This is a genomic window from Sphingomonas arvum (assembly GCF_026013565.1).
Classification (GTDB): Bacteria; Pseudomonadota; Alphaproteobacteria; order Sphingomonadales; family Sphingomonadaceae; genus Sphingomicrobium; species Sphingomicrobium arvum.
Genome location: NZ_JAPDOB010000001.1, coordinates 419,552 through 443,109, shown reverse-complemented (window position 1 = coordinate 443,109; position 23,558 = coordinate 419,552). Strand labels below are relative to the sequence as shown.

Annotated in this window: 25 protein-coding genes; 16 read left to right on the top strand and 9 right to left on the bottom strand. The window is 66.4% G+C overall.

The features are described 5' to 3' along the window. Positions 1-8: 8 nt before the first annotated feature. Positions 9-413, bottom strand: coding sequence for a MerR family transcriptional regulator (locus OMW55_RS02230; protein ID WP_264880489.1), 405 nt, complete (start codon positions 411-413; stop codon positions 9-11). 47 nt (positions 414-460) lie between these two features. On the opposite strand from OMW55_RS02230, the gene OMW55_RS02225 reads away from it, so the two are divergent. The 3 genes from OMW55_RS02225 to OMW55_RS02215 all read left to right on the top strand — a co-directional run bounded on the left by OMW55_RS02225 (position 461) and on the right by OMW55_RS02215 (position 2,618). Further along, a complete protein-coding gene (locus OMW55_RS02225; RefSeq protein WP_264880487.1) occupies positions 461-658 on the top strand; it encodes a hypothetical protein in 198 nt (65 codons plus the stop codon). 11 nt (positions 659-669) lie between these two features. Further along, the gene (locus OMW55_RS02220) at positions 670-2,316 is read left to right on the top strand and encodes a hypothetical protein (protein ID WP_264880486.1); all 1,647 of its coding nucleotides are present in this window, start codon (positions 670-672) and stop codon (positions 2,314-2,316) included. A 113-nt stretch (positions 2,317-2,429) separates the two neighbouring features. Beyond that, complete coding sequence (locus OMW55_RS02215) at positions 2,430-2,618, top strand: hypothetical protein (RefSeq protein ID WP_264880484.1); 189 nt, start codon at positions 2,430-2,432, stop codon at positions 2,616-2,618. Positions 2,619-2,634: 16 nt separating this feature from the next. On the opposite strand, the gene OMW55_RS02210 is transcribed toward OMW55_RS02215, so the two are convergent. Together OMW55_RS02210 and OMW55_RS02205 are read right to left on the bottom strand one after the other, a co-directional pair. Further along, complete coding sequence (locus OMW55_RS02210) at positions 2,635-2,871, bottom strand: DUF6582 domain-containing protein (RefSeq protein ID WP_264880483.1); 237 nt, start codon at positions 2,869-2,871, stop codon at positions 2,635-2,637. Between the two features lie 271 nt (positions 2,872-3,142). Continuing rightward, complete coding sequence (locus tag OMW55_RS02205; protein WP_264880482.1) at positions 3,143-3,697, bottom strand: FMN-dependent NADH-azoreductase; 555 nt, start codon at positions 3,695-3,697, stop codon at positions 3,143-3,145. A 105-nt stretch (positions 3,698-3,802) separates the two neighbouring features. Here OMW55_RS02205 and OMW55_RS02200 point away from each other — a divergent pair, with 105 nt between their 5' ends. Next, positions 3,803-4,213, top strand: a complete 411-nt coding sequence (locus OMW55_RS02200) for a winged helix-turn-helix transcriptional regulator (RefSeq protein WP_264880480.1) — start codon at positions 3,803-3,805, stop codon at positions 4,211-4,213. Here the strand turns inward: OMW55_RS02200 and OMW55_RS02195 are convergent. Beyond that, positions 4,210-4,842 (bottom strand): DUF4142 domain-containing protein, encoded by a 633-nt coding sequence (locus OMW55_RS02195; RefSeq protein WP_264880479.1) that lies wholly within the window; start codon positions 4,840-4,842, stop codon positions 4,210-4,212. The two genes, OMW55_RS02200 and OMW55_RS02195, sit on opposite strands and share 4 nt — an antisense overlap. A gap of 102 nt (positions 4,843-4,944) precedes the next feature. On the opposite strand from OMW55_RS02195, the gene OMW55_RS02190 reads away from it, so the two are divergent. The 11 genes from OMW55_RS02190 (at position 4,945) to OMW55_RS02140 (ending at position 17,956) form a co-directional block, all read left to right on the top strand. After that, positions 4,945-7,266 (top strand): transketolase family protein, encoded by a 2,322-nt coding sequence (locus OMW55_RS02190; protein WP_264880478.1) that lies wholly within the window; start codon positions 4,945-4,947, stop codon positions 7,264-7,266. 82 nt (positions 7,267-7,348) lie between these two features. Next, positions 7,349-7,738 carry a hypothetical protein gene (locus OMW55_RS02185; RefSeq protein ID WP_264880476.1) on the top strand — a complete coding sequence of 130 codons (390 nt, stop codon included), beginning with the start codon at positions 7,349-7,351 and terminating at the stop codon, positions 7,736-7,738. A 40-nt stretch (positions 7,739-7,778) separates the two neighbouring features. After that, positions 7,779-8,231 (top strand): MaoC family dehydratase, encoded by a 453-nt coding sequence (locus OMW55_RS02180; RefSeq protein WP_264880474.1) that lies wholly within the window; start codon positions 7,779-7,781, stop codon positions 8,229-8,231. Further along, complete coding sequence (locus OMW55_RS02175) at positions 8,228-9,055, top strand: HpcH/HpaI aldolase/citrate lyase family protein (protein WP_264880472.1); 828 nt, start codon at positions 8,228-8,230, stop codon at positions 9,053-9,055. The genes OMW55_RS02180 and OMW55_RS02175 overlap by 4 nt, the downstream gene beginning before the upstream one ends. A gap of 14 nt (positions 9,056-9,069) precedes the next feature. Next, the gene (locus tag OMW55_RS02170) at positions 9,070-10,131 is read left to right on the top strand and encodes an NAD(P)-dependent alcohol dehydrogenase (protein ID WP_264880470.1); all 1,062 of its coding nucleotides are present in this window, start codon (positions 9,070-9,072) and stop codon (positions 10,129-10,131) included. Further along, positions 10,128-12,056 (top strand): acetate--CoA ligase, encoded by a 1,929-nt coding sequence (gene acs, locus OMW55_RS02165; protein ID WP_264880468.1) that lies wholly within the window; start codon positions 10,128-10,130, stop codon positions 12,054-12,056. Before OMW55_RS02170 ends, acs begins: the two co-directional genes overlap by 4 nt. Positions 12,057-12,085: 29 nt before the next feature. Then, positions 12,086-12,586 carry a DUF3833 domain-containing protein gene (locus OMW55_RS02160; protein ID WP_264880466.1) on the top strand — a complete coding sequence of 167 codons (501 nt, stop codon included), beginning with the start codon at positions 12,086-12,088 and terminating at the stop codon, positions 12,584-12,586. Positions 12,587-12,683: 97 nt separating this feature from the next. Next, a complete protein-coding gene (locus OMW55_RS02155; protein WP_264880464.1) occupies positions 12,684-13,064 on the top strand; it encodes a BlaI/MecI/CopY family transcriptional regulator in 381 nt (126 codons plus the stop codon). Between the two features lies 1 nt (position 13,065). Then, positions 13,066-14,901, top strand: coding sequence for a M56 family metallopeptidase (locus OMW55_RS02150; RefSeq protein WP_264880463.1), 1,836 nt, complete (start codon positions 13,066-13,068; stop codon positions 14,899-14,901). A gap of 89 nt (positions 14,902-14,990) precedes the next feature. Continuing rightward, positions 14,991-15,857, top strand: a complete 867-nt coding sequence (locus OMW55_RS02145) for a hypothetical protein (RefSeq protein ID WP_264880461.1) — start codon at positions 14,991-14,993, stop codon at positions 15,855-15,857. A 50-nt stretch (positions 15,858-15,907) separates the two neighbouring features. After that, positions 15,908-17,956, top strand: a complete 2,049-nt coding sequence (locus tag OMW55_RS02140) for a TonB-dependent receptor plug domain-containing protein (protein WP_264880459.1) — start codon at positions 15,908-15,910, stop codon at positions 17,954-17,956. On the opposite strand, the gene OMW55_RS02135 is transcribed toward OMW55_RS02140, so the two are convergent. Together OMW55_RS02135 and OMW55_RS02130 are read right to left on the bottom strand one after the other, a co-directional pair. Further along, positions 17,953-18,702 (bottom strand): energy transducer TonB, encoded by a 750-nt coding sequence (locus OMW55_RS02135; RefSeq protein WP_264880458.1) that lies wholly within the window; start codon positions 18,700-18,702, stop codon positions 17,953-17,955. The genes OMW55_RS02140 and OMW55_RS02135 overlap by 4 nt on opposite strands. 81 nt (positions 18,703-18,783) lie before the next feature. Beyond that, a complete protein-coding gene (locus OMW55_RS02130) occupies positions 18,784-19,671 on the bottom strand; it encodes an aldose 1-epimerase (protein WP_264880457.1) in 888 nt (295 codons plus the stop codon). A 133-nt stretch (positions 19,672-19,804) separates the two neighbouring features. Between OMW55_RS02130 and OMW55_RS02125 the strand changes: the two genes are divergently transcribed. Beyond that, a complete protein-coding gene (locus OMW55_RS02125) occupies positions 19,805-20,110 on the top strand; it encodes a hypothetical protein (protein WP_264880455.1) in 306 nt (101 codons plus the stop codon). 45 nt (positions 20,111-20,155) lie between these two features. On the opposite strand, the gene dgoD is transcribed toward OMW55_RS02125, so the two are convergent. Genes dgoD through OMW55_RS02110 form a run of 3 tightly spaced genes read right to left on the bottom strand, consistent with a single transcriptional unit; the run spans position 20,156 to position 23,514 of the window. Then, positions 20,156-21,310: a galactonate dehydratase gene (gene dgoD / locus OMW55_RS02120; RefSeq protein WP_264880454.1), complete on the bottom strand. Its 1,155-nt coding sequence runs from the start codon at positions 21,308-21,310 to the stop codon at positions 20,156-20,158. Next, a complete protein-coding gene (locus OMW55_RS02115) occupies positions 21,310-22,596 on the bottom strand; it encodes a family 1 glycosylhydrolase (protein WP_264880451.1) in 1,287 nt (428 codons plus the stop codon). Before OMW55_RS02115 ends, dgoD begins: the two co-directional genes overlap by 1 nt. Positions 22,597-22,638: 42 nt before the next feature. Next, positions 22,639-23,514 carry an SMP-30/gluconolactonase/LRE family protein gene (locus OMW55_RS02110; RefSeq protein WP_264880449.1) on the bottom strand — a complete coding sequence of 292 codons (876 nt, stop codon included), beginning with the start codon at positions 23,512-23,514 and terminating at the stop codon, positions 22,639-22,641. Positions 23,515-23,558 lie beyond the last annotated feature (44 nt).

Genomic DNA, 23,558 nt, shown 5'->3' with positions numbered 1-23,558 from the left:
GTGCACCTTCACAGCTTGAACGAGGTCAGTATCGGGCACGGGCCGGTCGTGTTGCTCCCGCACTCATTGGCGAGCCGCTTCAGGACATCGCGGGCTGCCTGCAGCTCGGCGATCTTTGCATCCAAGGCCTGAACGCGAGTAGCAGCCAGCTCGCGTGCTCTGGCCCGGTCCTCGCTCTCGTCCAGGTCCAAGAGTTCTTTGATTTGCTCCAGCGTGAAGCCCGCCGTTTGTGCCTGTCGGATGAAGCGCAAGCGGCGAAGGTCGTCCGAGCCGTAGCGACGAAAACCAGACTTGCGCGCCGGCTGCTCCAACAGACTTCTGCGCTGATAGAAACGGATGGTCTCAACACCCACGCCGGCAGCAGCAGCGAGCTTACCAATCGTAAGCGAATGAACCTCTTGACTCTGTACCACAGTACAGAAGCTACATCAGCGCCCACTAGTCCACAAGGAGAGGTGAGATGTCGGACATTGCAACCATCCTATCGCTGCGAAAAGGCGATGCTTACCGGATGGTGATGCCTCATCATACCTGCCCGTACGGCCTGAGGGCGAAGGACCTGCTGAAGAGGTCTGATTACGAGGTTGAGGATCAGTCCCAAGTAAGCGTCGAGAAGATTGCCGAGTGGCACCTGCTGCGATCCGGGAGACAACCGTGAAACTAAGTGTGATGCTTACCGCCGCCACTGCGGCACTGGTTGCCGACGATGCGTTAGCGCAAGCGCAGCACGCGCATCCTCCGGGCATGAGCATGCCGATGCCTTCCAAGTCCGTTGCAAGAAAGGCCACGCTTCAGAAGCAATCGACAAAGGAGGCGGCGACCAAGAAGGGCTCTGCCAAGAAGATTACAACCAGGAAGGACAGCGTCGCTCAACCAAAGGTCAAGCGCGCTGTTCCAATGGACCATTCTCAAATGGACAATGGCGCATTGCCCACGGGTACGCCGCCGGAAGCTGCTGCACCAGCAAGGGCCGACCAGTCCCATACGCAACATGGTCAAATGAACGGTTCGCGGATGAACCCTGGCGCGACTGCTTCAGGGCCGGCTGCCGCTGCGATGGATGCGTCAACAATGGACCATTCGACCATGAACCACTCCCAAGTGGATCATGCGGTGATGTCGGCAGGCGATCACGCCGAGCATCAGTCCATGACTGGAGCACTTAATTCTTACCCCATGCAAAGGGATGCTTCAGGCACGGCTTGGCAGCCCGATGCGTCGAAGCATTCTGGCATAATGAACGGAGCGGGCGACTGGACGCTCATGGCTCATGGGGTCGTGAACCTCGTCTACGATCACCAGTCGGGCAGGCGCGGTGCAAACAGGGTATTTGCCGGGGGCATGCTGATGGGCATGGCTCGCAGGCCCGTCGGTAACGGCACGCTACAGTTGAAGGCGATGCTCAGCCCTGACCCACTGATGGGCAAGCGGGGCTACCCATTGCTGCTCGCCAGCGGAGAGACCGCCAATGGCACGGACAGGCTCATCGACCGGCAGCACCCGCACGACTTCTTCATGGAACTGTCCGGGTCGATATCGCAGAATATTGGCGGAAACAGCAGTGTGTTCCTTTACGCCGGTCTACCCGGGGAGCCTGCCTTTGGCCCTCCGGCCTTCATGCACCGCGAGGCCATCATGGACTCGCCGGAAGCTCCCATCAGCCATCACTGGCTCGACTCGACCCACATCAGCTTTGGCGTGCTGACAGGGGGGTTGACCCTCGGAAACGCCAAAGTTGAAGTCAGTCGCTTTAACGGGCGTGAGCCCGACGAGCATCGTTGGGACATCGAGACCGCCGCTTTGGACTCAACAGCGGTGCGAGTTTCGTTCAACCCGACCAACCAGTTATCGCTGCAGGGTAGCTGGGGCCACCTCGAAAACCCCGAGCAGCTGGAGCCGGGCGTAGACCAGAAGCGCTGGTCGGCAAGCGTGCTCTATGCCCGTGGCATAGCGCCTGGATGGAAATTAGCCGCTACGTTTGCGTGGGGCCGTAAGACCATTGACCACCACGGCGAGGCGCGAAGGGACGACGCTTACATGGCGGAGGCATCGCTCAAACATCGAGACTGGACGATCTTTGGACGTGGCGAGATTACCGAGAACCGGGAGCTCCTCGAGGACGAGGAGCATGGTCAAGCCTTCCGAGTGGGCAAGGTCTCGGTTGGAGCTGTGCGTGATTTTCGTCTTGCCGAGCACTTCTCGTTTGGTGCGGGGGGTCTGGTCTCGCTGAACTACCTTCCGGACGACCTCGCGCCTCTTTACGGAAACCAGAAGCCTATCGCCGCTATGGGGTTCGTCCGCCTTAAACTTGACTGATTGTTGCAGATCAAGACCAACTCATTGATGCAGCCCGCCATCAAAAGCTTACGTCTGCAATGGATAGGAAGCCGACATTCGCGTCCGGCCGCGAACCGCGCTAGGCGGCGGACATGACGAGGTCCGTGGAAGTCGAACATGCCTTCGAGCTTGCCCGGTCTGGGCAGTGCCGCAGCGTGGCGGAAATCATCCGGAAGTTGCCGAAGGAGGATCGCGCCGCGGTCGAGGCGCACCTGCTCGTCCCCGCCGCGCGGCGAGAGCTGATCCTGATCTGCAGCGATGCCTGGCTCGCCGCGCAGTAGGGTTCAGAAGCCGACCCTACTTCCCGATCTCGCGCCAGTTGGCCTCGCTGACCTCCACGTCGAACTTCTTCGCCGCCTTTATCAGCTTCCATGCGGCATCTCGCTCGGCGTCGCTGACACCCTTCACCTGGTTGAAGCGAGCAATCGCGTTGCGAACGTGGCTGGCGTTCTCCAGTGGCTCCTTGCGCTCCTTCGGGAAGGCGAACTTGCCCTTGTCGAGGTGATTGCGTTCGTCGGCCGAAAGCTTGCTCATGACTGGTCTCCCTCACGCGGCCAACGCTTCGGTGTAAGCGCGGCGCCCTCTCCTGCTTCCGGTTCAGGCGCTTACCTTCCTGCCATGACAGAAAGCCTCCACTTCCCCGCACCGGCGCGCAAGCTGCACGCCGGCTGCCCCCCGCGCAAGCGGGCCTTCGTTGCGGCGTTGCTGGACGGCCTGTTGCCCGACACGGCAGCGGTTCGCCAAGAGCGACAAGGTTGACCCGAATGGGTTGGCGTTGCCGTCCCCTTGTCGCCATTTGCCAACGTCAAGCCGCGAGCCGCTCGACCTCACCGAGCGCAGTCTCGACGCCCCTGGCCTTGATCTCGGGCCCCATGTTGATGCCGTCGGCGGCGACGAACTCCGGCTTGATGCCGATGAAGCCAAACACGCCCGTCAGGTAGGTTTCCAGATGCTCCAGCCCGGCCGCCGGTGAGTCGCCCCGGTAAAAGCCGCCGCGGCTCAGCGCCACGATCACCCGCTTGTCGCCGACGAGTCCCTCGGGCGTGCCGTCCGCTCCGTACCGGAAGGTGCGGCCGTTGACGACGATCCGGTCCAGCCACGCCTTCAATTGGCTCGGCAGCGTGAAATTATACATGGGCGCCCCGATCACTACCGTGTCCGCGCCGAGGAACTCCTCAAGGACGGTGGTGTCCGCGAAGGCCCCCAAGGTCAGGTGGTCGAGCGGCTCGGCGACGAGATCGCGACTGATGACGTCCGCCGGGCCGTTGGCGGCCAGTTGCTCGACAATCCGACCGGTCAGCACCCGGCTGACGCTATTCTCGCCCGTGATGCTGCTGTCGATCCGAAGAATGCGGGTCATTGGAGTGCTTCCCTTTGCAAACCTAGTAACCAATCGTTACCTAGGGTGCACAGGTAACCACCCCGAATTGCGCCGCAAGAAGGCACATGAAAGTGAGCGGGTAACATGCATGTAACTGACGTAGCAGGGGAAAGCGTTCAGCCGCCGAGCCTTGAGTCGACCGGCTGCCGCAACGTCTCGCCCGTACTCAACCGGGTCGGCGATAAGTGGTCGATGCTGATCGTGATGATCCTGGCCGACGGGCCGCGCCGGTTTAACGAGCTAAAGCGCCACATCGACGGCATCAGCCAGCGCATGCTGACCCTGACCCTGCGCGGTCTGGAGCGTGACGGCCTCGTCAGCCGCACGGTCGAGCCGAGCGTGCCGCCGCGCGTCACCTACGCGCTCACCGATCTCGGCGAGTCACTCAAGCAGCCGGTGGAGACGCTCGGCCGGTGGGCGATGGCCCACATCGCTTGCATCCGCGCCGCCCAGCAACGCTTTGACGCGCGGCTGGACGGCGCGAACGAACCCTAGCCGCGTTCGCCGCTGCGGACGGGAGCCGTCGCGGGCGCCTGGCCGCTCTGGTCCATGCCGGGCTGCATCGCGCCCATGCCGCCCATGTCCGTATTAAGCGCCTGCGCCGCGCCCAGGTGCTGCTGGACGATGGGCGCGGTGGAGGCCGCCACCTGCTTCAGCGCCGGGACGTCGCCGCCGTTGGCATAGTTGGTCTGCAGCTCCAGCGCCTGCTGGTGGCTCATGATCTGCGCCTGCTTGTAGGCCTGGTCGAACGCCATGCCAGTGCCCGCCGCGCGCAGCTGGTCAAGCATCTGCTGGTGCTGTGGCATCAGGGTCGGCGGGGGCGGCGGCAGGCCGGCGCTGGCGGCCGCAGCCGTCAAGTTCTGCGTGGTGGCCTGGTGATGCGCAATCATCAGGTTGGCAAAATTGCGCACGGCCTGGTTCTGCGATGCCTGCAGAGCCAGCTGGCTCGACTGGATCTCGAACTGGTCGCTGCTGGCCGACATGGCAACGTAGCCGGGGGCCATCAGCGGGTTGTTGGGGTCGGCTGCCATGGCGCCGGCGGGCGCGGTGTCTTCGGTTGCGCTGTTGGTGCTGCAAGCGGCAAGCGCACAGCTCGCGGCGAGCAGGACGGCAAGTGCACGCATATCTCTTCTCCCTTTGGTTCGGACGAGTCTCGCAACACTGCCGGTTCGACTCGGTTCCACGGGTGGGGTGACGCAGCGTTCCGCTGGCGCTACTCGCCCGCCATGCTGAAGCCCGCCACCGCCCCCGATCTCGCCGCCCTCAAGGCCGTGGAGGAGCGGCTGCGCTGGCTCAGCGCATGGACGATCCACCACGCCAACCACGTGCGCGAAAACGCCGACGGGCTGAAGGTCGGCGGCCACCAGGCGAGCTGCGCCTCTATGACGGCGATCATGGCCGCTCTCTACTTCCACGCGCTCGGGCCAAACGACCGGGTGGCGGTAAAGCCGCACGCCGGACCGGTGCTGCACGCCATCCACTACCTGCTCGGGACCCAGACCCGCGAGGCGCTGGAGAACTTCCGAGGCATGGGCGGGGCGCAGAGCTACCCGAGTCGGACCAAGGACCGCATCCCGGTCGACTTCTCCACCGGCTCGGTCGGCCTCGGCGTCGCGATCACCGCCTTCGCCAGCTTGGTGCAGGACTGGCTCACCGCCAAGGGCAAGATGTCCGAGGCCGACCGGGGTCGCTTCGTTGCGCTGGTCGGCGATGCCGAGCTGGATGAAGGAAACATCTACGAGGCGTTAATCGAAGGCGCCAAGCACGATGTCCGCAACCTGTGGTGGATCGTCGACTACAACCGCCAGAGCCTCGACGCGACCAGCGCCGACCGCATGTTCGAGCGGTTCGACGAGATCTTCCGCGCCTGCGGCTGGCGGGTGGTCGAGCTGCGCTACGGCAAGCGGTTGGCGGCGGCGCTCGACGCCCATCCGGCGGTGCGCGAGTGGCTGGAGGCGCTGCCCAACGCCGAGCACAGCGTGCTCACCTACCAGGGCGGCGCGGCCTGGCGGGCGCGGATGTCGGCTGACCTCGGCGCAGAAGCGGACTCGTTCCTGGGCGACCAGGACGACGCGCAGCTTGCCGGGCTGATGAGCGACCTTGGCGGGCACTGCCTGGAGACCCTGACGCAGGCGTTCGACGAATGCAGCGCCGACGATGTGCCTACCCTGTTCATCGCCTGGACCGTGAAGGGCTTCGGCCTGCCCTTCGCCGGCCACAAGGACAATCACGCCGGGCTGATGAACCCGACGCAGATGACTGCCTTTGCCGAGCAGATGGGCGTGGCGCCCGGACAGGAGTGGGAGCCGCTCGGCCCGCTCGGCGGCAACGCCCGAGCTGGGGTGGAAGCGCTGCTCGCCGGGACCCCGATCGCGCGCACCAAGCGCCCACGCAGCTTCGGCCAGCTCACCGTCCCGCCCATCCCTGCCCCGCCCGGGGAGGAGCAGAGCACCCAGGCCGCGTTCGGCCGCATCCTGCTCGACCTCGCCAAGTCCGGCCATCCGCTCGCCGACCGCATCCTCACCACCTCGCCCGACGTGACGGTCTCGACCAACCTCGGCGCGTTCGTGAACCAGCGCGGGCTGTTCCGCCGGCAGGAAGTCGCCGACGCCTTTGCCAAGGCCAAGATCCCGTCCGCCCAGAAGTGGGGCATGGCCGGCAGCGGGCAGCACATCGAGCTGGGCATCGCCGAAAATAACCTGTTCCTGATGCTCGCCGCCGCGGGTCTCGCCGGCGACCTGTTCGGCGAGCGGCTGGTTCCCATCGGCACGCTCTACGACCCCTTCATCGCCCGCGGCCTCGATGCGCTGAACTACGCCTGCTACCAGGATGCGCGCTTCCTGCTGGTCGCCACACCAAGCGGCATCACGCTCGGACCTGAAGGCGGCGCGCATCAATCGGTCAACCCGCCGCTGATCGCGCTCGGCCAGCCGGGCCTGCGCCACTACGAGCCCGCCTTCGCCGACGAGCTCGCTCTGTTCATGGGCGAGGCCTTCCGCCTCATCGACGATCCATCTGGCGAGTCCACCTACCTGCGCCTGTCCACCCGCAGTCTGCGCCAGCCGGAGCGCGCGGATGGCCGCTGGCAAGCCGACGCGCTGGCCGGCGGCTATTGGCTGCGCGAGCCTGGCCCCAACGCCGAGGCGGCGATCGTCGCCATGGGCGCGGTCATGCCCGAAGCGCTGGCCGCGCACGAGGAACTGAGCGCCGACCTGCCCGGATTGGGGCTGCTCAGCATAACCTCGCCCGATCTGCTGCATCGCGGCTGGTCGGCGGCCCAGGCCGCCCGCTGGCAGGGTCGTCACGAGTCCAGCCACGCCGAGGCGCTGCTGGGCCGCTTGTCCGCTGGTGCCGGCCTGGTCACCCTGTGCGACGCCGCGCCGGCCTCGCTGTCGTGGCTTGGCGGCGTCTGCGGCCAGCGAGTCGCTCCGCTCGGCGTCGATCGTTTCGGGCAGACCGGCAGCCTCGCCGACCTCTATGCCACCTACCGGCTCGACGGTTCCGCCATAACGGAGGCAATTGCCGGACTGTTGCTCCCAAACGGATGAGCCTCGGCTCGCGCAGCTAGGCAAAATCTTCCTACAACGGGTGCAGGCGCCGGGGGGCGCGGTCACTCACCGTGGGGTTTTGATGAGCAAGGTTGTCCGTTTCCGTTCGCCCGAACAGTTCCGCCGGCACGCCGTCGCGGCGGTCGCGCCCGCGCCGCGCCGCTCCATCCGGCGGATCGAGCTGCCGCTCGAGGATCCAGCCTTTGCGCCGACCGAGAATGTGCTGTGGCAGCGCATCTCCGATGAGCTCGACTTTGCCTGGCGGCAGCTCGACCTTGCCGCGGCCTCGATCAACCGCGACACGGTCAGCGCAACCCGCCATCGACCATCGCTCCACACGGTGGACATGGTCGGGCAGACGTTGGGCCAGCTCGCCGTGGTACTGCGCTCCTCGCTTCCTGAAGCGGCCGTCGAGCGCGTGCCGATGGCCGACCTGCGTGGCCGGCTGCAGCGGAGCGGCGGCATCCGCTGACCCGTGGCATTTGCGCCGGGGCTCCTCTAAGCCCTCGCGCATGGCCGGACGATATTACGACGAATGGCAGGTCGGCGACACCGTCGCGCATGACCTCACCCGCACGGTGACGGAGACCGACAACCTCCTCATCTCCACCCTCACCCACAACCCGCAGCCGATGCACCTCGATGGCGAGGTGGCGAAAGCCAGCGAGTTCGGCCAGATCCTGGTCAACAGCTGCTTTACCTTCTCGCTGACAGTCGGCGTGTCGGTTGCCGACACCACCATGGGGGTGCTGGTCGCCAACCTGGGCTTCGACGAGGTGAAGTTCCCCAAGCCGGTGTTCATCGGCGACACGCTGCGATTCGAGAGCGAGGCGGTGGGCTTGCGGGAAAGCAAATCGCGGCCGACCGCCGGGCTGGTCACCTGGGAGCACCGAGCGATCAACCAGCGCGGCGAGACCGTCTGCACCATGAAGCGCACCGCCCTGTTGCAGCGGAGGCCAGCATGACCGCCGAACCGCGCAGCTGGCTGTTCGTCCCGGCCGACAGCGAGAAGAAGATCGCCCGCGCGCTGGAGTGCGGTGCCGACGCCATCATCTTCGACCTGGAGGACAGCGTCGCGCCGGCCGGCAAGGTCGCTGCGCGCGAGATCGTGAAGGGGCTCACTGCCTCCGATACGTCCCAGCTGTGGGTCCGGGTCAACCCGTTCGCCAGCGAATGGCACAAAGAGGACCTGGAGGTATTCGCCAACGCCGCCATCCACGGTGTTGTCCTACCCAAGGCCGAGAGCGGCAGCGACGTGGTCGAACTCGCCCATCGCACCGGCAACATCCCGGTGCACGCCATCGTGACCGAGACCGCCGCCAGCCTGTTCGGCCTGCTGAGCTATCGCGGCTCGCCCAGCCTCGTGGCCATGAGCTGGGGCGCGGAGGACCTGTCGGCCGATCTTGGCGCCAGCAGCAAGCATGACGAGAACGGCAAGCTCAGCTTCACCTACAAGATGGCGCGCTCGCTCTGTCTTGCCGGTGCCCGCGCCGCCGGGGTGCAACCGGTCGACGGCGTGTTCACCGACTTCCGCGACGAGTCCGGCCTGATCCTCGAAGCGCTCGCCGCCGCACGCGAAGGGTTCACCGGCAAGCTGGCGATCCACCCGGCGCAGGTGGCGCACATCAACGAAGCGTTCACGCCGTCCAATGACGAGATCGCCCACGCCCGTGCGGTGGTCGACGCGTTCGCTGCACAGCCGGACGCGGGCGTGCTCAGCATCGACGGCAAGATGGTCGACCGGCCGCATCTGACGCAGGCGGAGCGCGTTCTGGCCCGGGTACGATAAGGAGCTCATTTCCCTTGCCCACCCAAGCCATCGGCTGGGGCACCGACGCCCCCGACCAGCCGCTTAAACCGATCCGTTTCGAACGCCGCGACCTCCGTCCGAATGACGTCGCCATCCGGATCACGCACGCCGGCATCTGCCACAGCGACCTCCACACCTGCCGCAACGACTGGCGGGGCAGCAAATACCCGGTGGTCCCTGGCCACGAGATCGTCGGCACTGTCACCGCGGTCGGCGACGAGGTCACCCGTCACCAGGTCGGCGACACGGTCGCGGTCGGCTGCATGGTCGACAGCTGCATGGAATGCGACCAGTGCCTGGAGGGCTGGGAAGTGTTCTGCCGCAAGGGCAGCGTCCAGACCTACAACAGTGCCGATTACCATGACGGCACCATCACCAAGGGCGGCTACACCGACCATATCGTCGTGCGCGACCACTTCGTCCTAAAGGTGCCGGACGGCATGGACGTGACCCGCGTCGCGCCGCTGCTGTGCGCCGGCATCACCACCTACTCGCCGCTGCGCCAATACGATGTCGGTACCGGCACGAAGGTTGCGGTGGTCGGCCTGGGCGGGCTCGGCCACATGGGCGTGAAGCTCGCCGCAGCGATGGGCGCGCACGTGACCATGATCACCACCACGCCGAGCAAGGGCGAGGACGCGCGTGAGCTGGGCGCGCACGACGTCATCATCTCGACCGACAAGGCGCAGATGAAGGCGGCGCGGACCCGCTTCGACTTCATCCTCAACACCATTCCGGTAAGCCATCCGATCGACCCCTACCTGCAGCTGCTCGGGCGCTCGGGGCGGATGGTGATCGTCGGCGCGCTGATGGAGATGCCGCCGTTCACCGGCGGCAACCTCATCATGTGGAACCGCGCGGTCGGCGGCTCGGCCATCGGCGGCATTCCGGAGACGCAGGAAATGCTGGACTTCTGCGCCGCCAAGGACATCTATCCGGAGGTGGAGACGATCCGCATGGACGAGGTGAACGACGCCTATGAGCGCCTGCTCAGGAACGACGTTCGTTATCGCTTCGTGATCGACATGAGCACGCTGGAGCAGCCCGCCGAATGAGCCACGCCGTCCACCCGGTCCCGGAGCACTTCAGCGCCCGGATCGGGCCGGACGAGCTGGCCAAGCTGCGCCGCTTCGCCGACGAGGATCCGGATGGCTTCTGGCTGGAGCAGGCGCGGAGGCTTGACTGGTCTCGGTTCCCCACGCGAACCGGCGAATGGAGCTTTGGGCAGGCCGACTTCCACATCCGCTGGTACGAGGACGGGCAACTCAACCTTTCGGTCAACTGCCTCGACCGGCATCTGGCGACACGCGGCGACCGTCCCGCATTGATTTTCGAGCCCGACCAGCCCGGCGCCGGCCGCGCCTGGACCTACCGGGAGCTTACGCAAGAGACCTGTCGCTTCGCCAACCTGCTCCGTCGCCAAGGCATCGGGCGCGGCGACCGGGTAATGATCTACATGCCGATGATCCCGGAAGCGGCGGCGGCGATGCTCGCCTGCGCCCGGATCGGCGCCGTCCATTCGGTCGTGTTCGGTGGGTTCTCGCCCGAAAGCCTGGCCGGCCGGATCGACGATTGCGGCGCCCGCGCGGTCATCACCGCCGACCAGGGCGTGCGCGGTGGCAAGGTCATTCCGTTGAAGGCCAACGTCGACGCCGCGCTGGCCATGAGCAGCGGCATCGAGACGGTGATCGTCGTCACCCGCACCGGCGCCGACGTGCCGATGCACGACGGGCGCGACATCAGCTACTCGGCCGTCCGCGACAGCCTTGAGATCGAAGCCGAGCCGGAAGCGATGGACGCGGAGGACCCGCTGTTCATCCTTTATACCTCGGGCTCAACCGGCAAGCCCAAGGGGCTGGTGCATACCGTTGGCGGCTATTCGGTCTGGGCCGCCACCACCTTCGACTGGATCTTCGGCGCCGAGGACAGCGACGTCTTCTGGTGCACGGCCGACATCGGTTGGATCACCGGCCACAGCTATGTCGTCTACGGCCCGCTGCTGAACGGCGCGACCAGCGTCATGTTCGACGGCGTCCCCAACTATCCCGACTTCGGCCGCTTGTGGGAAACTTGCGACCGGCTCGGCGTCACCATCTTCTACACCGCGCCGACCGCGATCCGCGCCCTGATGCGCGAGGGCGAGGCGCCGGTGAAGGCCCACTCGCGCCAGTCCATCCGCCTGCTCGGCACGGTCGGCGAGCCGATCAATCCGGAAGCGTGGGAATGGTATTACCATGTCGTGGGCGACGGCCGCTGTCCGATTGTTGACACTTGGTGGCAGACGGAGACGGGTGGAATCCTGATCTCACCCTTCCCCGGCGCCACCGACCTCAAGCCCGGCTCGGCCACCTTGCCCCTGCCCGGCGTCCGCACCGTGTTGGTCGACAGCGAGCACCAGGAGCTGCACGGCGCGGCCAGCGGCAATCTCTGCCTTGCTGCCTCCTGGCCGGCGCAGGCGCGCACCATCTGGGGCGACGACGACCGCTTCTTCCAGACCTACTTCAGCGCCTACCCGGGCATGTACTTCACGGCGGACGGCTGTCGCCGCGACGAGGATGGCTATCATTGGATTACCGGCCGGGTGGACGACGTCATCAATGTGTCCGGACACCGCATCGGTACGGCGGAGGTCGAAAGCGCACTGGTCGAACATAAGTCGGTGGCCGAAGCTGCCGTCGTACCCGTGCCCCACGACATCAAGGGCCAGGCGATCCACGCATTCGTCACCCTCAACGCCGGCACCGAGGGCGACGACGGGTTGAAGGCCGAACTGAACGCCGAGGTTCGCAAGCACATCGGCGCTCTCGCGATCCCCGAACACATCCAGTTCGCCCCTGCCCTGCCCAAGACCCGCAGCGGCAAGATCATGCGTCGCATCCTGCGCAAGATCGCAGAAGGCGAGCTCTCGAGCCTTGGTGACACCTCCACGTTGGCCGATCCGGGCGTCGTCGATCAACTGGTCGCCGGACGTTCTGGCTGAACCACCCGGTCTATAAGCGTTGTGAGCCCATGCGTCACTTCGCCCTCCTTGCCGCCGCCCTCCCGCTGAACGCTTGCACGTCCGTCCACCTGCCGGCGGACACCAGTGCCCGGCTTGACCCAATCGCCTTCTTCACCGGCCGCACGGAAGGACGTGGTGAGCTCCACCAGATCTTCGCCGGCGCTCGCGCCATGCGGGTCGAAAGCAGCGGGCGCCCAACCGGCGGCGGCGGCCTCGTCCTGACCCAGCGCATCAGTCAGGAAGGCAAGGCGCCGCGCACGCGCGTGTGGACGATCCGGCCGGTGGCACCCGGCCGCTACTCCGGCAGCCTGACGGAAGCGGTCGGTCCCGTGGCCCTGACGGTCGCCGGCCCGCGGGCCCAGATACGGTATCGGATGAAGGGCGGTCTCGACGTTCACCAGCAGCTTGCGCTTCAGCCGGACGGCCGCACCGTGCTCAACCATCTGGAGGTCGCCAAGCTCGGCGTGCGCGTAGCCCACGTCGAGGAAACCATCCGCAAGCTCCCCTGATCATCCGTTGGTCGTTCGACAAACGGCGAGAAACCGTACTTGCACCGGCGCTACAAATGTAGCACACGCTACAAATGTAGCTAGAAGGACGCGAGTCGTGCTCAACCGATTGCCGCCGAAGGAACGCCAGATCGTCGACCTGCTCTATGCGCAGGGCGAGATGACGGCGTCGGAAGTGACCGACGCCCTGCCGCAGCCGCTCAGTGGCTCGGCCGTGCGGACCATGCTCAAGCGGCTCGAGGACAAGGGGGTGGTCCGCCGCGCGGATAGCGAGCGTGGCTTTCTCTATAGCCCGACCGTCTCCGACCAGACCGCGCGCAAGTCGGCGTTGTCCGACGTCGTCCGCGTGTTCTTCAACGGCTCGGCGACCAGCGCCGCCAGCGCTCTGCTCGGCATGTCCGACAAGCTCGACACGAACGAGCTGGACGAGCTTGAGCAGATGATCGCCCGGGCCCGCCGCGAGCAAGGGGAGCGCTGAGATGGACCTGATCCTGCCCTTCGTCCTGAAATCGCTGCTGGTTTCCGGCGTGACCCTCGGCTTGCTGCGCCTGCTTGCGAACCGGTCGGCGGCCGAGCGCAGCATGCTTGCGCACTTCGGCCTGCTGGCGCTGCTGATCGTGCCGCTCGGCTCCATGTTCCTACCGCAGCTGGTGGTGGAAGCACCGGGGTTCGTGAGCAGCGCCGCCCCGGCGCCGAGCTACCTGGTGGAGCCGAAGGTGACCAGCACCGCCGTCGCGCCGGTCGTTGCCGAAGCAAGCCTGCCGTCGGTGGCCGAGCCGTCCGGCGGAGTGCAATGGTGGCCATTGCTCTACGGCCTGCCCGCGACGGTGCTGCTGGCCATCACCGCGCTGGCGTTGCTTCGCCTGTTCGCCCTTCGCGCCCGCGCCAGTGTCCTGGTCGAGCCGTCGTGGCTGACCGCGCTCGCCCACGCCCAGCGGCGCATGGATTTCAAGCATGGCACCGCCCTGCTCACCAGCCCCGACCTCCGCTCGCCCATCAGCTGGGGCCTGCTGCGGCCGGTAATCCTGCTCAACGAGGAAGCGCTGGACGCGCGCGGCGATGCCGAGGCGGTGATCGCCCATGAGCTGGCCCATGTCCGCGGCCTCGACTGGGCCAAGCTGCTGCTGGCACGCGCCGTAACCGCCATGCACTGGTTCAACCCGCTGGTCTGGATGCTCGCCCGCGAGGCGCACCAGCTGCGCGAGGAAACGGCCGATGACGCGGTGCTCGCCGCCGACGTCCCGAACGCCGACTATGCCGAATTGCTGGTGGGGGTCGCCCGCCACGACAGCAAGGGCCTGCTGCTCGGCGCGCACGGCGTCGCGCCCGGCAAAGGCAGCCTGACCCGCCGCGTCCGCCGCGTGCTGGACAACAGCCTGCCGCGTGGCCCGGTAGCGCGCGGCTTCGGCGCCGGCCTAGCTCTTGGCGTGGTCGCCACGGCGGCGCCGCTGGCGGCGGTGAGCTTCACCCCCGCCGCCGCCACGGTCGAGAGCCGCGCCCCGGTCAGCTTCAATGCTCCAAACCTTGAGCGCTCGCTCCCCGCCGTGGTGGCCAGGGCGGTGACTCAAGCCACCGCAGACAGCGGCGAGATCGCCCGCGCCAGCGTGACCTCCGCCCTGGCGGAAGCCGGGCTGGTTGACGGAGCCAAGGTAGCGGAACAGGTCAAGCTGGCCGCAGCCCACCCGCACCCGGGTTGGACTCCGCCGACCCCGCTTACGCCCGTGCCCCCGACCGTGGGCCCACGCGGTCTGGTGGGTCCGGTTGGCCCAGTGGGACCGGTCGGCCCGAACGTTAAGCGCGCGCACCGTGACATGGAGCCCGTGGAACGCGCCATCGCGTTCAAGGCGATGGGCGTGACCGGCGACTATGCCGCCGCCCTCCGGGCCGCTGCTCCTTACGCCCGGATCGACGACGACGATCTGATCGAGCTTAAGGCGGTAGGAGTGACTCCGGACTGGCTGCGCGAGATGACCCGGGCCGGCTACCGTCCATCGGACATCGACGACCTGGTAGGCGCGCGGGCAGTCGGCGTGTCGCCGGCCTATGTCGCCGATCTTGCCTCGGCCGGATACCGCGGTCTGTCGATCGACGACCTCACCAGCATGCGCGCGCTCAACGTCACGGCCGATTACATCCGCAGCCTGCGCCAGGCTGGGATCGGCGGCCTCACGCCCGACAAGCTGGTGGAACTGCGAGCACACGGGATCAGCGCCAACGACCTTCGCGGCTTGCGACGAGGGGTAGTGGCAAACCGGCACGACAAGGACGAGCCACCGGAGCCGCCTGAGCCCCCCGAAGAGCCCGACGACAACTAGTTATCTGATCACCGACCAGACCGCACCAACGCCCTTCCTGGGCGATCGGGGAAGCCTTGCCCCAACCAGATTGAAGAAGGAGTAGTCCGATGTATAAGTTCTTCGCACTCCTCGCCGCCATCTGCCTCGCCGGCATCGGTGTGGCCTCCTCGACCATGGCCGCGAACGTCGGCGAGCTCGGCTTCACCCTGTCGGGGACCGACCGGGTGGACCGGGTGCAGCTAACCCTGCGCGACGGCCGGCGCTCGGGCATGCACAGCAGCAGCAGCTATCGCCCGAACGAACTTGCCGGCCTGAACACTGACGCGCTGCGCGCCGGTTCGGGAGCGATCGGGTTCGCGCTGGTCCGCGACGCCGGCCGCGTCGATTGCCGCGGTGCCGCGCAGCGCGCTGGACATGCCGGCGGCCAATGCGACTTCAAGGCCGACCCGCGCTTCGCCGCCCTGCTTGCCAGCCGCGGTATCGAGGCTCCCGACGAAGAGGAGGCGCTCGGCCTCACCCTTGTCGGCGCCACGTCCGCGCTGGTCAATGCGGTGGCGGACGCGGGCTACACCCGGGTCAGCGCCGACGACCTGACCGGCCTGGCGGCCCTCGGCGTCACCCCCGCCTATATCGGCGAGCTCGCCCGCGGAGGTTACAAGCCGGCCAACGTCGGCGACCTGCTCGCCTTCAAGGCGCTGGACATCAGCCCATCATACGTCGCGGCGCTCGGCCGCCAGGGCTACGGGCGCATTCCGGCGTCTGAGCTCATCCAATTGAAGGCGCTGGACATCACGCCCGAGTTCATTCGCGGCTTCCGGGAAGCGGGGTATCCGGCGCTGCCGGTGGCGACCCTGATCCAGGCCAAGGCGCTGAACGTCACGCCCGAGTTCGTCCGCTCGCTGCGCCCGCCGCAGTCGTCGCGCCTGTCAGCGGACGAGCTCATCCGCTTGAAGGTCGCGGGGCTGATGCCTTGACGCAGGCCCGCTTCCAGCCACGCTGCCCCTCACCTCACCAGGAGACCTCCATGTTGCGTTCCCTGCTTGCCGGTCTCCTCGCAACGGCCGCGCTGCTCGGCGCTCCGGCCTTGGCACAACCGCCAGTGGCACCGCCCAAGTCGGTCTACACGCCGGCCGACTTCGCCCGTTTCGCGCCCAAGACCGCTTACGATATGCTGGTGCAGCTTCCCGGCTTCACGATCCGCAGCGCGGATAACGAGCGCGGCCTGGGCCAGGCGTCGGAGAACGTGCTGATCAATGGCCAGCGCATCGCCAACAAGTCTGGCGGGGCGCTCCAGGAACTGCAGCGCACGGCCGTCGCCAACGTCCAGCGCATCGAGGTACTCGACGCGGCCACCCTCGGCATCGCCGGCCTGACTGGGCAGGTCGCCAACGTGATCGTCGCCCGCGCGGCGAAGTCGTCGGGCCAGTTCGAATTTAATCCGAGCTTCCGGGCGCATTATACCAAGCCCGACCTCTACGCTGGCTCGATAAGCTACACAGGCAGCACCGGTCCGGTCGAGTATACGCTGTCGGCCAAGAACGACACTGGGCGCGGAGGGTTTGGCGGTCCGGTCCTGATCTACGATCGCGCCGGTTCGCTAATCGAACGCCGGAATGAACGCTATCACGGCGAGAGCAATCTGCTGACGTTCGAGACCAAGCTGAAGCTTGACGGGCCCGGCTCTTCCGTCGGCAACCTGCTGCTCGGCTACACGCCCTACTGGAACCCGTTCGACCAGCGGGACCAGCGCATCCGGGTGGACGGCGACAACCGCGCCCGGGTCACGCAAGGCAAGCTCGCGGGCTATTATTATGACGTCAACGCCGACTACGAATTCGCGCTTGGACCCGGGCGCCTCAAGCTGATCGGCGTCCGCCACCACGATCATGAGCCGGTCACCACCACGCAGGTCAACAGCTTCGACAGCGGCGCTCCTTCTCAAGGCGTGCGTTTCCGCCGTGACAGCCTGATCGGCGAGACCATCGCGCGGGCCGAATACGGCTGGAAGAGCGGCAAGAACGACTGGCAGCTGTCGCTCGAGCGGGCCTTCAACTCTCTCGACCAGCGCGGCAGCCTGTTCGAGCTATCGCCCACCGGCGAATTCCAGGAGCGCGACTTCCCCGAAGGTTCGGGTGAAGTGCAAGAGGTCCGCTACGAGAGCATCCTGACCTTCAGCCGCGCGCTGACACCGCGGCTGAGCCTGCAGCTGGCCGGCGGCGGCGAGATCAGTCGGCTGGAGCGGGTCGACGGCGACCTGCCCGCCCGCAAGTTCTTCCGGCCTAAAGGCAGCCTCAACCTTGGTTGGCGCCCCGCGGACGGATGGGACGCCAGCTTCAAGCTACGTCGCCGCGTCGGCCAGATCAGCTTCTACGATTTCCTGGCGCAGCCCAAGCTGACGTCCGACCGGCAGAATGCCGGCAACCCGGACCTGGTCCCGCCGCAGAGCTGGGAAACGGAAGTGGAGGTCGGCCGCGAGCTAGGCCGCTGGGGCAAGACCAGGCTCAAGGCCTATTACTACAAGATTTCGGACATCATCGACATCATCCCGATCGGCGACGATGGCGAGGGCATCGGCAACCTGCCGAGCGCCACCCGGGTCGGCATGGAGAGCACGTCGACCATCAACTTCGATCCGCTCGGCTGGAAGGGTGCCAAGCTCGACTTCAATGCCGGCTTCGACCGCAGCCGGGTCAAGGACCCGCTGACGGGCGAGCGTCGTCCGATCAGCGGCAATCGCTTCTATTTCGTCGATGCAACGCTCCGTCACGACGTGCCCGGGACCCCATTTGCTTGGGGCGCCGGCCTCAGCAGCGACGACTATGCGCGCAACTATTACCTCACGGAGGTTTATCATAGCTGGGAAGGCCCGTGGTGGCTGAGCGCGTTCGTGGAGCACAAGAACCTGTATGGGCTGACCGTCAGGGCCGAGGTATCGAACCTGCTCAACGCGCGGCATCGCCAGGATCGCACCGTCTATGACGGCCGGCGGACGGTGGCGCCGATTTCCTTTGTCCAGAAGAACAACCAGCTGATCGGGCCGATTTTCAGCCTGTCGATCAAGGGCACCTTCTAGAACAGCCTCCCGCGTCGAAACCAGCTTCGCACCGCACGTACGGTGATCGGGACTGGCTGCCCGGCGGCGTCGCGCGCCGGTTCGTAGCGGTAGCGCTGCTCGTACAGTTCGCAGGTGCGCTGGTCGAGCAGCGGCGCCCCGCTTGACTGAAGGATGCGGCAATCGTGCACCCGACCGTCGGCGCCGATGGTGTATTGCAAGCGCACGACCTCCTGCGGGACGTCGCTCCCCTCCAATTCGCGGGGGTAGTCGCGTCGGCTGATGGAGCCGGCAATCTGGCGCGGACCGGTGGCGATGCCGCCGGAGCCGCTGCCGGGTCCACTGCCCGATCCCCCGGCGCCCGTTCCGTTCCCGAGTCCGCCCGCGCCTGTGCCTGGCCCAGGTATGGGCGCGGCTCCCTGGGTCGGAGCGGCGCCCTGCGCTGGAACCTCCGCGGCGATCACCGGAGTCGTTGGCGGCAGCGACACCACCGGGTCCGGCGCGACCACCGGCGTCGCCTGGCTCTTGAGGTTCGGCGGGCTTGCCTGGCCCACCTGCTCGCGCGGCCGCTCCGGCGGCGGAGGCTGCGGAGGCGGGGGCGGCGTTTCGGCTACGTCGAACGTCTCGATCGCCGACGCTTGCACCTGCCCGCCAAGGGGCACGCGTCCACTGGCCAGCAGCACCGCCAGGATGGCGACATGCACCAGCAGGACTGCCGCGATTGCGCCGGCCCGATCACGCGGGCGGAGGGACGAAGGTCGTTGCACAGCCGCATCAACGCTGAAAGCCAGCCTGACGCTCCCTAGCCAGCCCACCCATGCTCTACGCGGTTGGCCCGACGCGGAGTGTCAGCGCAGCGTGACCTTCAGCCGCATGTCGAGACGCATCTCCTCGCCCGGCTCGAGCACCCGCAGGCCCAGCTCGCCCCACCGTTCCTCCGGTTCGTTCAGCGCGGCATTGGCGTGGGTCACCGGCTCGGCGACGAAAATTCCGCCGTCTTCCGGCGAGTAGAGTTGGAAGAAGCGCGCCGTCGGCGAGCCCATCGTCACTTCAAGTCGCCATGACGGATCGGTCAGGCGCGCGCTGCCGCCCCAGCCGCCGAAGCCGTGGTCGAGCTTCTGCCCGCATACAGGCCGGTCGCGGAGGTCGAAGCGGCCCTGCGCGGGCACCTGCCGCACGGGCAGCACCTGCTCGTCGATCTCCCACGCTGTCGCGACCTTCGTGTCCAGCCGGGTAGCCGAGGTGCACGGAAAGTAGGGGTGCTGCCCCAACCCGCACGGCATCGGCTCATCGGACGTGTTGCGGCAGATCAGGGCCAGCGACAGCCCGCCCTCGTCGAGCGCGAACATCTGCAGCGCTTCGTAGGCCCACGGCCATTCGCCGGATTTATGGACGAAGCGCAGCTCCGCGTCCTGGTTGCCGCAAGCCTCGACGGTCCAGTGCCCGAGCCACCCCTGGCCGTGCAGCGGGCTGGGATCCCCGGCCATGTTCGGGCGGAGCCGAACCTCTCGCCCGCGAAAGCTGAAGCGCCCGCCGCGAATGCGGTTCACGAATGGCACCAGCGGAAAGCTGGCGAGTTCCAGGACGCTATTCGCGGCACTGTGGCTTTGCCGCAATATCGGATGGCGGCGCTCTCCGTCGGTCCAATGGAAGTTACGGATTCCACCGCCAATAGAGGGACTTAGCTCCAGCTCCAGAGCACCGGCCGCCAGCTGCAATGGCTCATTGATGTGCACCGGTCTGAACCCCTTCTATCGGACGTGTTCAGAAGGCCGTAACTCCGCCCGTCCTAAGTGCCAATTCTTGATTGCGCCGGGATTCGCAGAGGCGCAAATATCCCCAAGGGACTGGGGAGGAGGAAGAATCACCATGCGTACCCGGGTGAAGGACTTCATCGAAATCAGCGACTACACGTCGCTGGAGCGGCTGATCACAACGCTTGTCGCGATCCGCGACAACCTGCCAGAGACGGCGGAGCCGGAGCTCAAGATGCGCGGCGACGACGTGTTCGGCCGCCGCCTGTCGATCAGCTACTGGCGCGAGTTGACGGCTAAGGAAGCCGAACTCGACGCGAAATACAATGTCGAGCGCCGCGTCGGGGAGGAGCTGGCTGCGCTGGCGCACCAGCTTGACGACGTGGAATACCAGCGCGAGCCGAAGCGCAAGGCCGCCTAAGGGCAAGAAGCGGGCGACCCGGTGATGGCCGGGTCGCCGCGCCGCCTACCATTCGGCGAAACTGCCGTCGTGCTGGCGCCAGATCGGGTTGCGCCACCGGTGCCCCTCGCCTGCCACCTGCCGCACCGCTGCTTCATCGATCGTGACGCCCAGACCCGCCTTCTGCGGGATAGCGAGATAGCCGTCCTGAGGGGTCAGCACCTCGGGGTCGGTGATGAAGTTCAAGAGGTCGTGACCCACGTTGTAGTGGATGCCCAGGCTCATCTCCTGAATGGCGACGTTGGGTGCGTTGGCCGCCAGCTGCAAACAGGCCGCGAGCGCGAGAGGTCCCAAGGGACAATGCGGCGCCACCGCCACGTCATAGGCTTCGGCCATTGCCGCGATCCGGCGGCATTCCGACAGGCCGCCGGCATGGCTGAGGTCCGGCTGGATGATATCCACCGCACCGCGTTCGAAGAACGGTTTGAAGTCCCAGCGGGAATAAAGCCGCTCGCCAAGCGCGATTGGGGTCGAGACCAGCTCGGAGATCTGAGCCAGCCCTTCAGGATTCTCGCTCAGCAGTGGCTCCTCGATGAACAGCAGGCCGAGCGGTTCCAGCACCTTGGCCAGCTGCTTGGCCATTGGCCGGTGAACGCGACCGTGGAAGTCGAGTCCGACATCCACTCCAGCAGCCTGCGCAGCCTGAACGCGCTGGATTACCTCGTCGAACAACCTGGGCGTGCCGATCCAGTCCAGCTCGGCCGTGGCATTCATCTTCACCGCGGTGAAGCCTTGATCGCGGCGCGCCTTGGCGGCGTCGGCGATCTCGTGTGGTCGGTCGCCCCCGATCCAGGCGTAGGCGCGGATCCGATCACGCACCCGACCGCCCATCATCTCCCATGCCGGCAGGCCGGCAGCCTTGCCCTTGAGGTCCCACAACGCCTGGTCGAGGCCGCTCAGCGCGCTCATCAGCACCGGCCCGCCGCGGTAGAAGCCGCCGCGATAGGCGATCTGCCAGATGTCCTCGATTCGTCTTGCATCATGGCCGATGAAGCGGTCGCGGATGGCGTCGAATGCACCGACCACGGCTTCGCCATGCCCTTCAAGACTGGCCTCGCCCCAGCCGACCGCGCCGTCCGCAGTTTCCACCCGGACGAATACCCAGCGCGGCGGAACCAGGAAGGTTTCGATCCGATCGATCACCAGTTCGGCCAGTGCCATCACGCGGCCTCCGGGTTCTGCATGGACTGTTGGGTGAGGCGAAGGCCCGCACTTGCCGCTTCCTCGTTGGGCGGCCAGCAATCCTGATCGAGCGGCTTGACCGGCACGGCCAGGCACACGGACGAAGCCGGCAGCACGTCGCGCCAATCCTTGATTAGCTGCTTGTAGGCCTTGCCGACGTTGCGGATGTTGCGGTCGAGGTCATACAGGCCGAGCGGGTTCACGTTGCCGTTTTTCTCACGAAGCGCCGTGTCCCAGTCGACCTGGTCGGTGAGGCTGTACCAAGTGAATCCGACGGTCGGGATGCCGACGTTGCGCAGGCGCAGCACGTTGGCCCACTCCTTCCACAGCCATTGAACGGCCTCCTGCCCGGTCGGACCCTCCCGCAGGTTGGTCTCCGTGTGCATGATCGGCAGCCGGTAGCGGTTATGATATTGCCGCGTGATCTCCGAATAGCCGAACACCTCGCCCGAGCTTTCGGTCCGGCCGTCGGCATGGACCCGGTGTTCGTTGGTGCGGTAATAATCGTTGCCGAGGATACAGTGCTGCTTCAACCGATTGTGCAGGAAGAAGTGGTACTCCTCACGAGTCATCCCATTGTCCATGAGGTACTCGTACATTTCGCTGTCGACCCGGCGCCCGTAGTTGAGGTCGAGGCTGAGGAAGCGGCGCGCGTTCAGCAGTTCGGCCGGCCCGATGGCTGCCGGGGAGTCTGCATGGAAATACTCGGATGATTCGGACTGGATGAAGATGGCATCCGGCCGCCGCTTCAGGATCTCGATCATCGCCAGGACATTGCCCTTAACGATGTGCTTGAGCGCGGTGACAAAACCCAGGTCGGTCCGCAACTGCTCGTTCCACCAGCCGTATTTGCCGGAGAAGACGGCGCAGATGAACATCTCGTTCACCGGCGTGTAGAGCTGCACCCACGGGAACCGCTCGGCGAAGGCGGCTGCGTAGCCGGCGAACAGCTCGGAGAAGTCGGGGTTCTGGAAGTTGCCCATCCAATCCGGCACGCCGAAATGGCATAGGTCGACGATCGGGGTGATCCGCCGCCGCCGAAGCTCGTTCAAGGTGAGGTCGGCGAACTCCCAGTCGTAGCGACCGGGCCCGAGGAAGCATTTATGCAGCGGCGGACCGTAGCGGAGATACTCGATCCCGATGTCCTCGACGCAGTCGAAGTCCTCGCGCCAGCGGCGATAGAAGTCGCTGGCTTCCATCTGATCCACCCGGACCTTGCCGTTCTGGATGGTGGGAATGCTGTTCTCGATTCCCGTCGCGAACATGAAGTTGGCGATTGCTCTTGCTCCTGGAAGTTTGCTTCGGGTTCAGCCGGCGAATGGCCGTTCGGCGATCCCACACACGCCGGGCTCAAGCATAAAGAGCCCGCCCGCATTCGGTTGCATTGCTAACGCCTCCGCATCGAGGCCGATGCTGGCGCTGGTGACGTACAGCTGGTCGAGCATCAGGCCGCCGAACGCAACGCTGGTCGGCCGCGCGACGGGCACCCGCCACTCGCCCAGCCGCTCGCCGTCCGGGGACACGCGACGCACGCACCAGCCGTCCCAGAAGGCGATCCAAAGGCAGCCCTCAGCGTCGACGGTCATACCGTCCGGGTAGCCGTCGTCCTCGCCCCAGCGGGCGAACTCGCGTCGACCGGCCGGTGTGCCGTCCGGCGTCACCGTGTAGGCGTAGGTGACCTGCCGCGCGCTGTCGTTGGCGTACATGAACCGGCCATCGGGGCTGAATGCCGGGCCGTTGGTGACCTTGAATCCGTCCTCGTAGCGTTGGCACAGCAGCGCCTTGTCGAGCTTGTAGAAAGCTCCGGAAGCCTGCTCCTCGGCATCGTCCATGGTGCCCACATGAAACCGCCCCGCCCGGTCGACCTTGCCATCGTTGAAGCGGTTGGTGGGGCGGTCTTCCTCGGGATCGAAGAGGAGTTCGAACCGGCCTGCTTCCGGATCCACATGGGCAAAGCCGTGCTCGGTGCCGGCTATGAATCCGCCGCCTTCGCGCGGGGCCAAGCTGCCGATGCGGAAGGGCGTCGGCCATTCGTCCAGCCGATCGCCCGAGCGCAGGCGGAACAGCTTGCGCCCCTTGATGTCGAGCCACCACAGGCATTGCGTAGCGGTGACCCACACCGGTCCTTCGCCGAGCACGGCGTGAACGTCGGCAACCAGCCGGGCGGGTGATTCAGCGGTCATCAGCGGGTGGGATAGCGAACCGCTACGCAAAAAACAGGGGAGCT

Excerpts from the sequence above, each read along its gene's own strand:
- OMW55_RS02225 (WP_264880487.1), top strand. The coding sequence starts at position 461 with ATGTCGGACATTGCAACCATCCTATCGCTGCGAAAAGGCGATGCTTAC.
- OMW55_RS02220 (WP_264880486.1), top strand. The coding sequence starts at position 670 with ATGCTTACCGCCGCCACTGCGGCACTGGTTGCCGACGATGCGTTAGCG.
- OMW55_RS02215 (WP_264880484.1), top strand. The coding sequence starts at position 2,430 with ATGACGAGGTCCGTGGAAGTCGAACATGCCTTCGAGCTTGCCCGGTCT.
- OMW55_RS02210 (WP_264880483.1), bottom strand. The coding sequence starts at position 2,871 with ATGAGCAAGCTTTCGGCCGACGAACGCAATCACCTCGACAAGGGCAAG.
- OMW55_RS02205 (WP_264880482.1), bottom strand. The coding sequence starts at position 3,697 with ATGACCCGCATTCTTCGGATCGACAGCAGCATCACGGGCGAGAATAGC.
- OMW55_RS02200 (WP_264880480.1), top strand. The coding sequence starts at position 3,803 with ATGCATGTAACTGACGTAGCAGGGGAAAGCGTTCAGCCGCCGAGCCTT.
- OMW55_RS02195 (WP_264880479.1), bottom strand. The coding sequence starts at position 4,842 with ATGCGTGCACTTGCCGTCCTGCTCGCCGCGAGCTGTGCGCTTGCCGCT.
- OMW55_RS02190 (WP_264880478.1), top strand. The coding sequence starts at position 4,945 with ATGCTGAAGCCCGCCACCGCCCCCGATCTCGCCGCCCTCAAGGCCGTG.
- OMW55_RS02185 (WP_264880476.1), top strand. The coding sequence starts at position 7,349 with ATGAGCAAGGTTGTCCGTTTCCGTTCGCCCGAACAGTTCCGCCGGCAC.
- OMW55_RS02180 (WP_264880474.1), top strand. The coding sequence starts at position 7,779 with ATGGCCGGACGATATTACGACGAATGGCAGGTCGGCGACACCGTCGCG.
- OMW55_RS02175 (WP_264880472.1), top strand. The coding sequence starts at position 8,228 with ATGACCGCCGAACCGCGCAGCTGGCTGTTCGTCCCGGCCGACAGCGAG.
- acs (WP_264880468.1), top strand. The coding sequence starts at position 10,128 with ATGAGCCACGCCGTCCACCCGGTCCCGGAGCACTTCAGCGCCCGGATC.
- OMW55_RS02160 (WP_264880466.1), top strand. The coding sequence starts at position 12,086 with ATGCGTCACTTCGCCCTCCTTGCCGCCGCCCTCCCGCTGAACGCTTGC.
- OMW55_RS02150 (WP_264880463.1), top strand. The coding sequence starts at position 13,066 with ATGGACCTGATCCTGCCCTTCGTCCTGAAATCGCTGCTGGTTTCCGGC.
- OMW55_RS02145 (WP_264880461.1), top strand. The coding sequence starts at position 14,991 with ATGTATAAGTTCTTCGCACTCCTCGCCGCCATCTGCCTCGCCGGCATC.
- OMW55_RS02140 (WP_264880459.1), top strand. The coding sequence starts at position 15,908 with ATGTTGCGTTCCCTGCTTGCCGGTCTCCTCGCAACGGCCGCGCTGCTC.
- OMW55_RS02125 (WP_264880455.1), top strand. The coding sequence starts at position 19,805 with ATGCGTACCCGGGTGAAGGACTTCATCGAAATCAGCGACTACACGTCG.
- dgoD (WP_264880454.1), bottom strand. The coding sequence starts at position 21,310 with ATGGCACTGGCCGAACTGGTGATCGATCGGATCGAAACCTTCCTGGTT.
- OMW55_RS02115 (WP_264880451.1), bottom strand. The coding sequence starts at position 22,596 with ATGTTCGCGACGGGAATCGAGAACAGCATTCCCACCATCCAGAACGGC.
- OMW55_RS02110 (WP_264880449.1), bottom strand. The coding sequence starts at position 23,514 with ATGACCGCTGAATCACCCGCCCGGCTGGTTGCCGACGTTCACGCCGTG.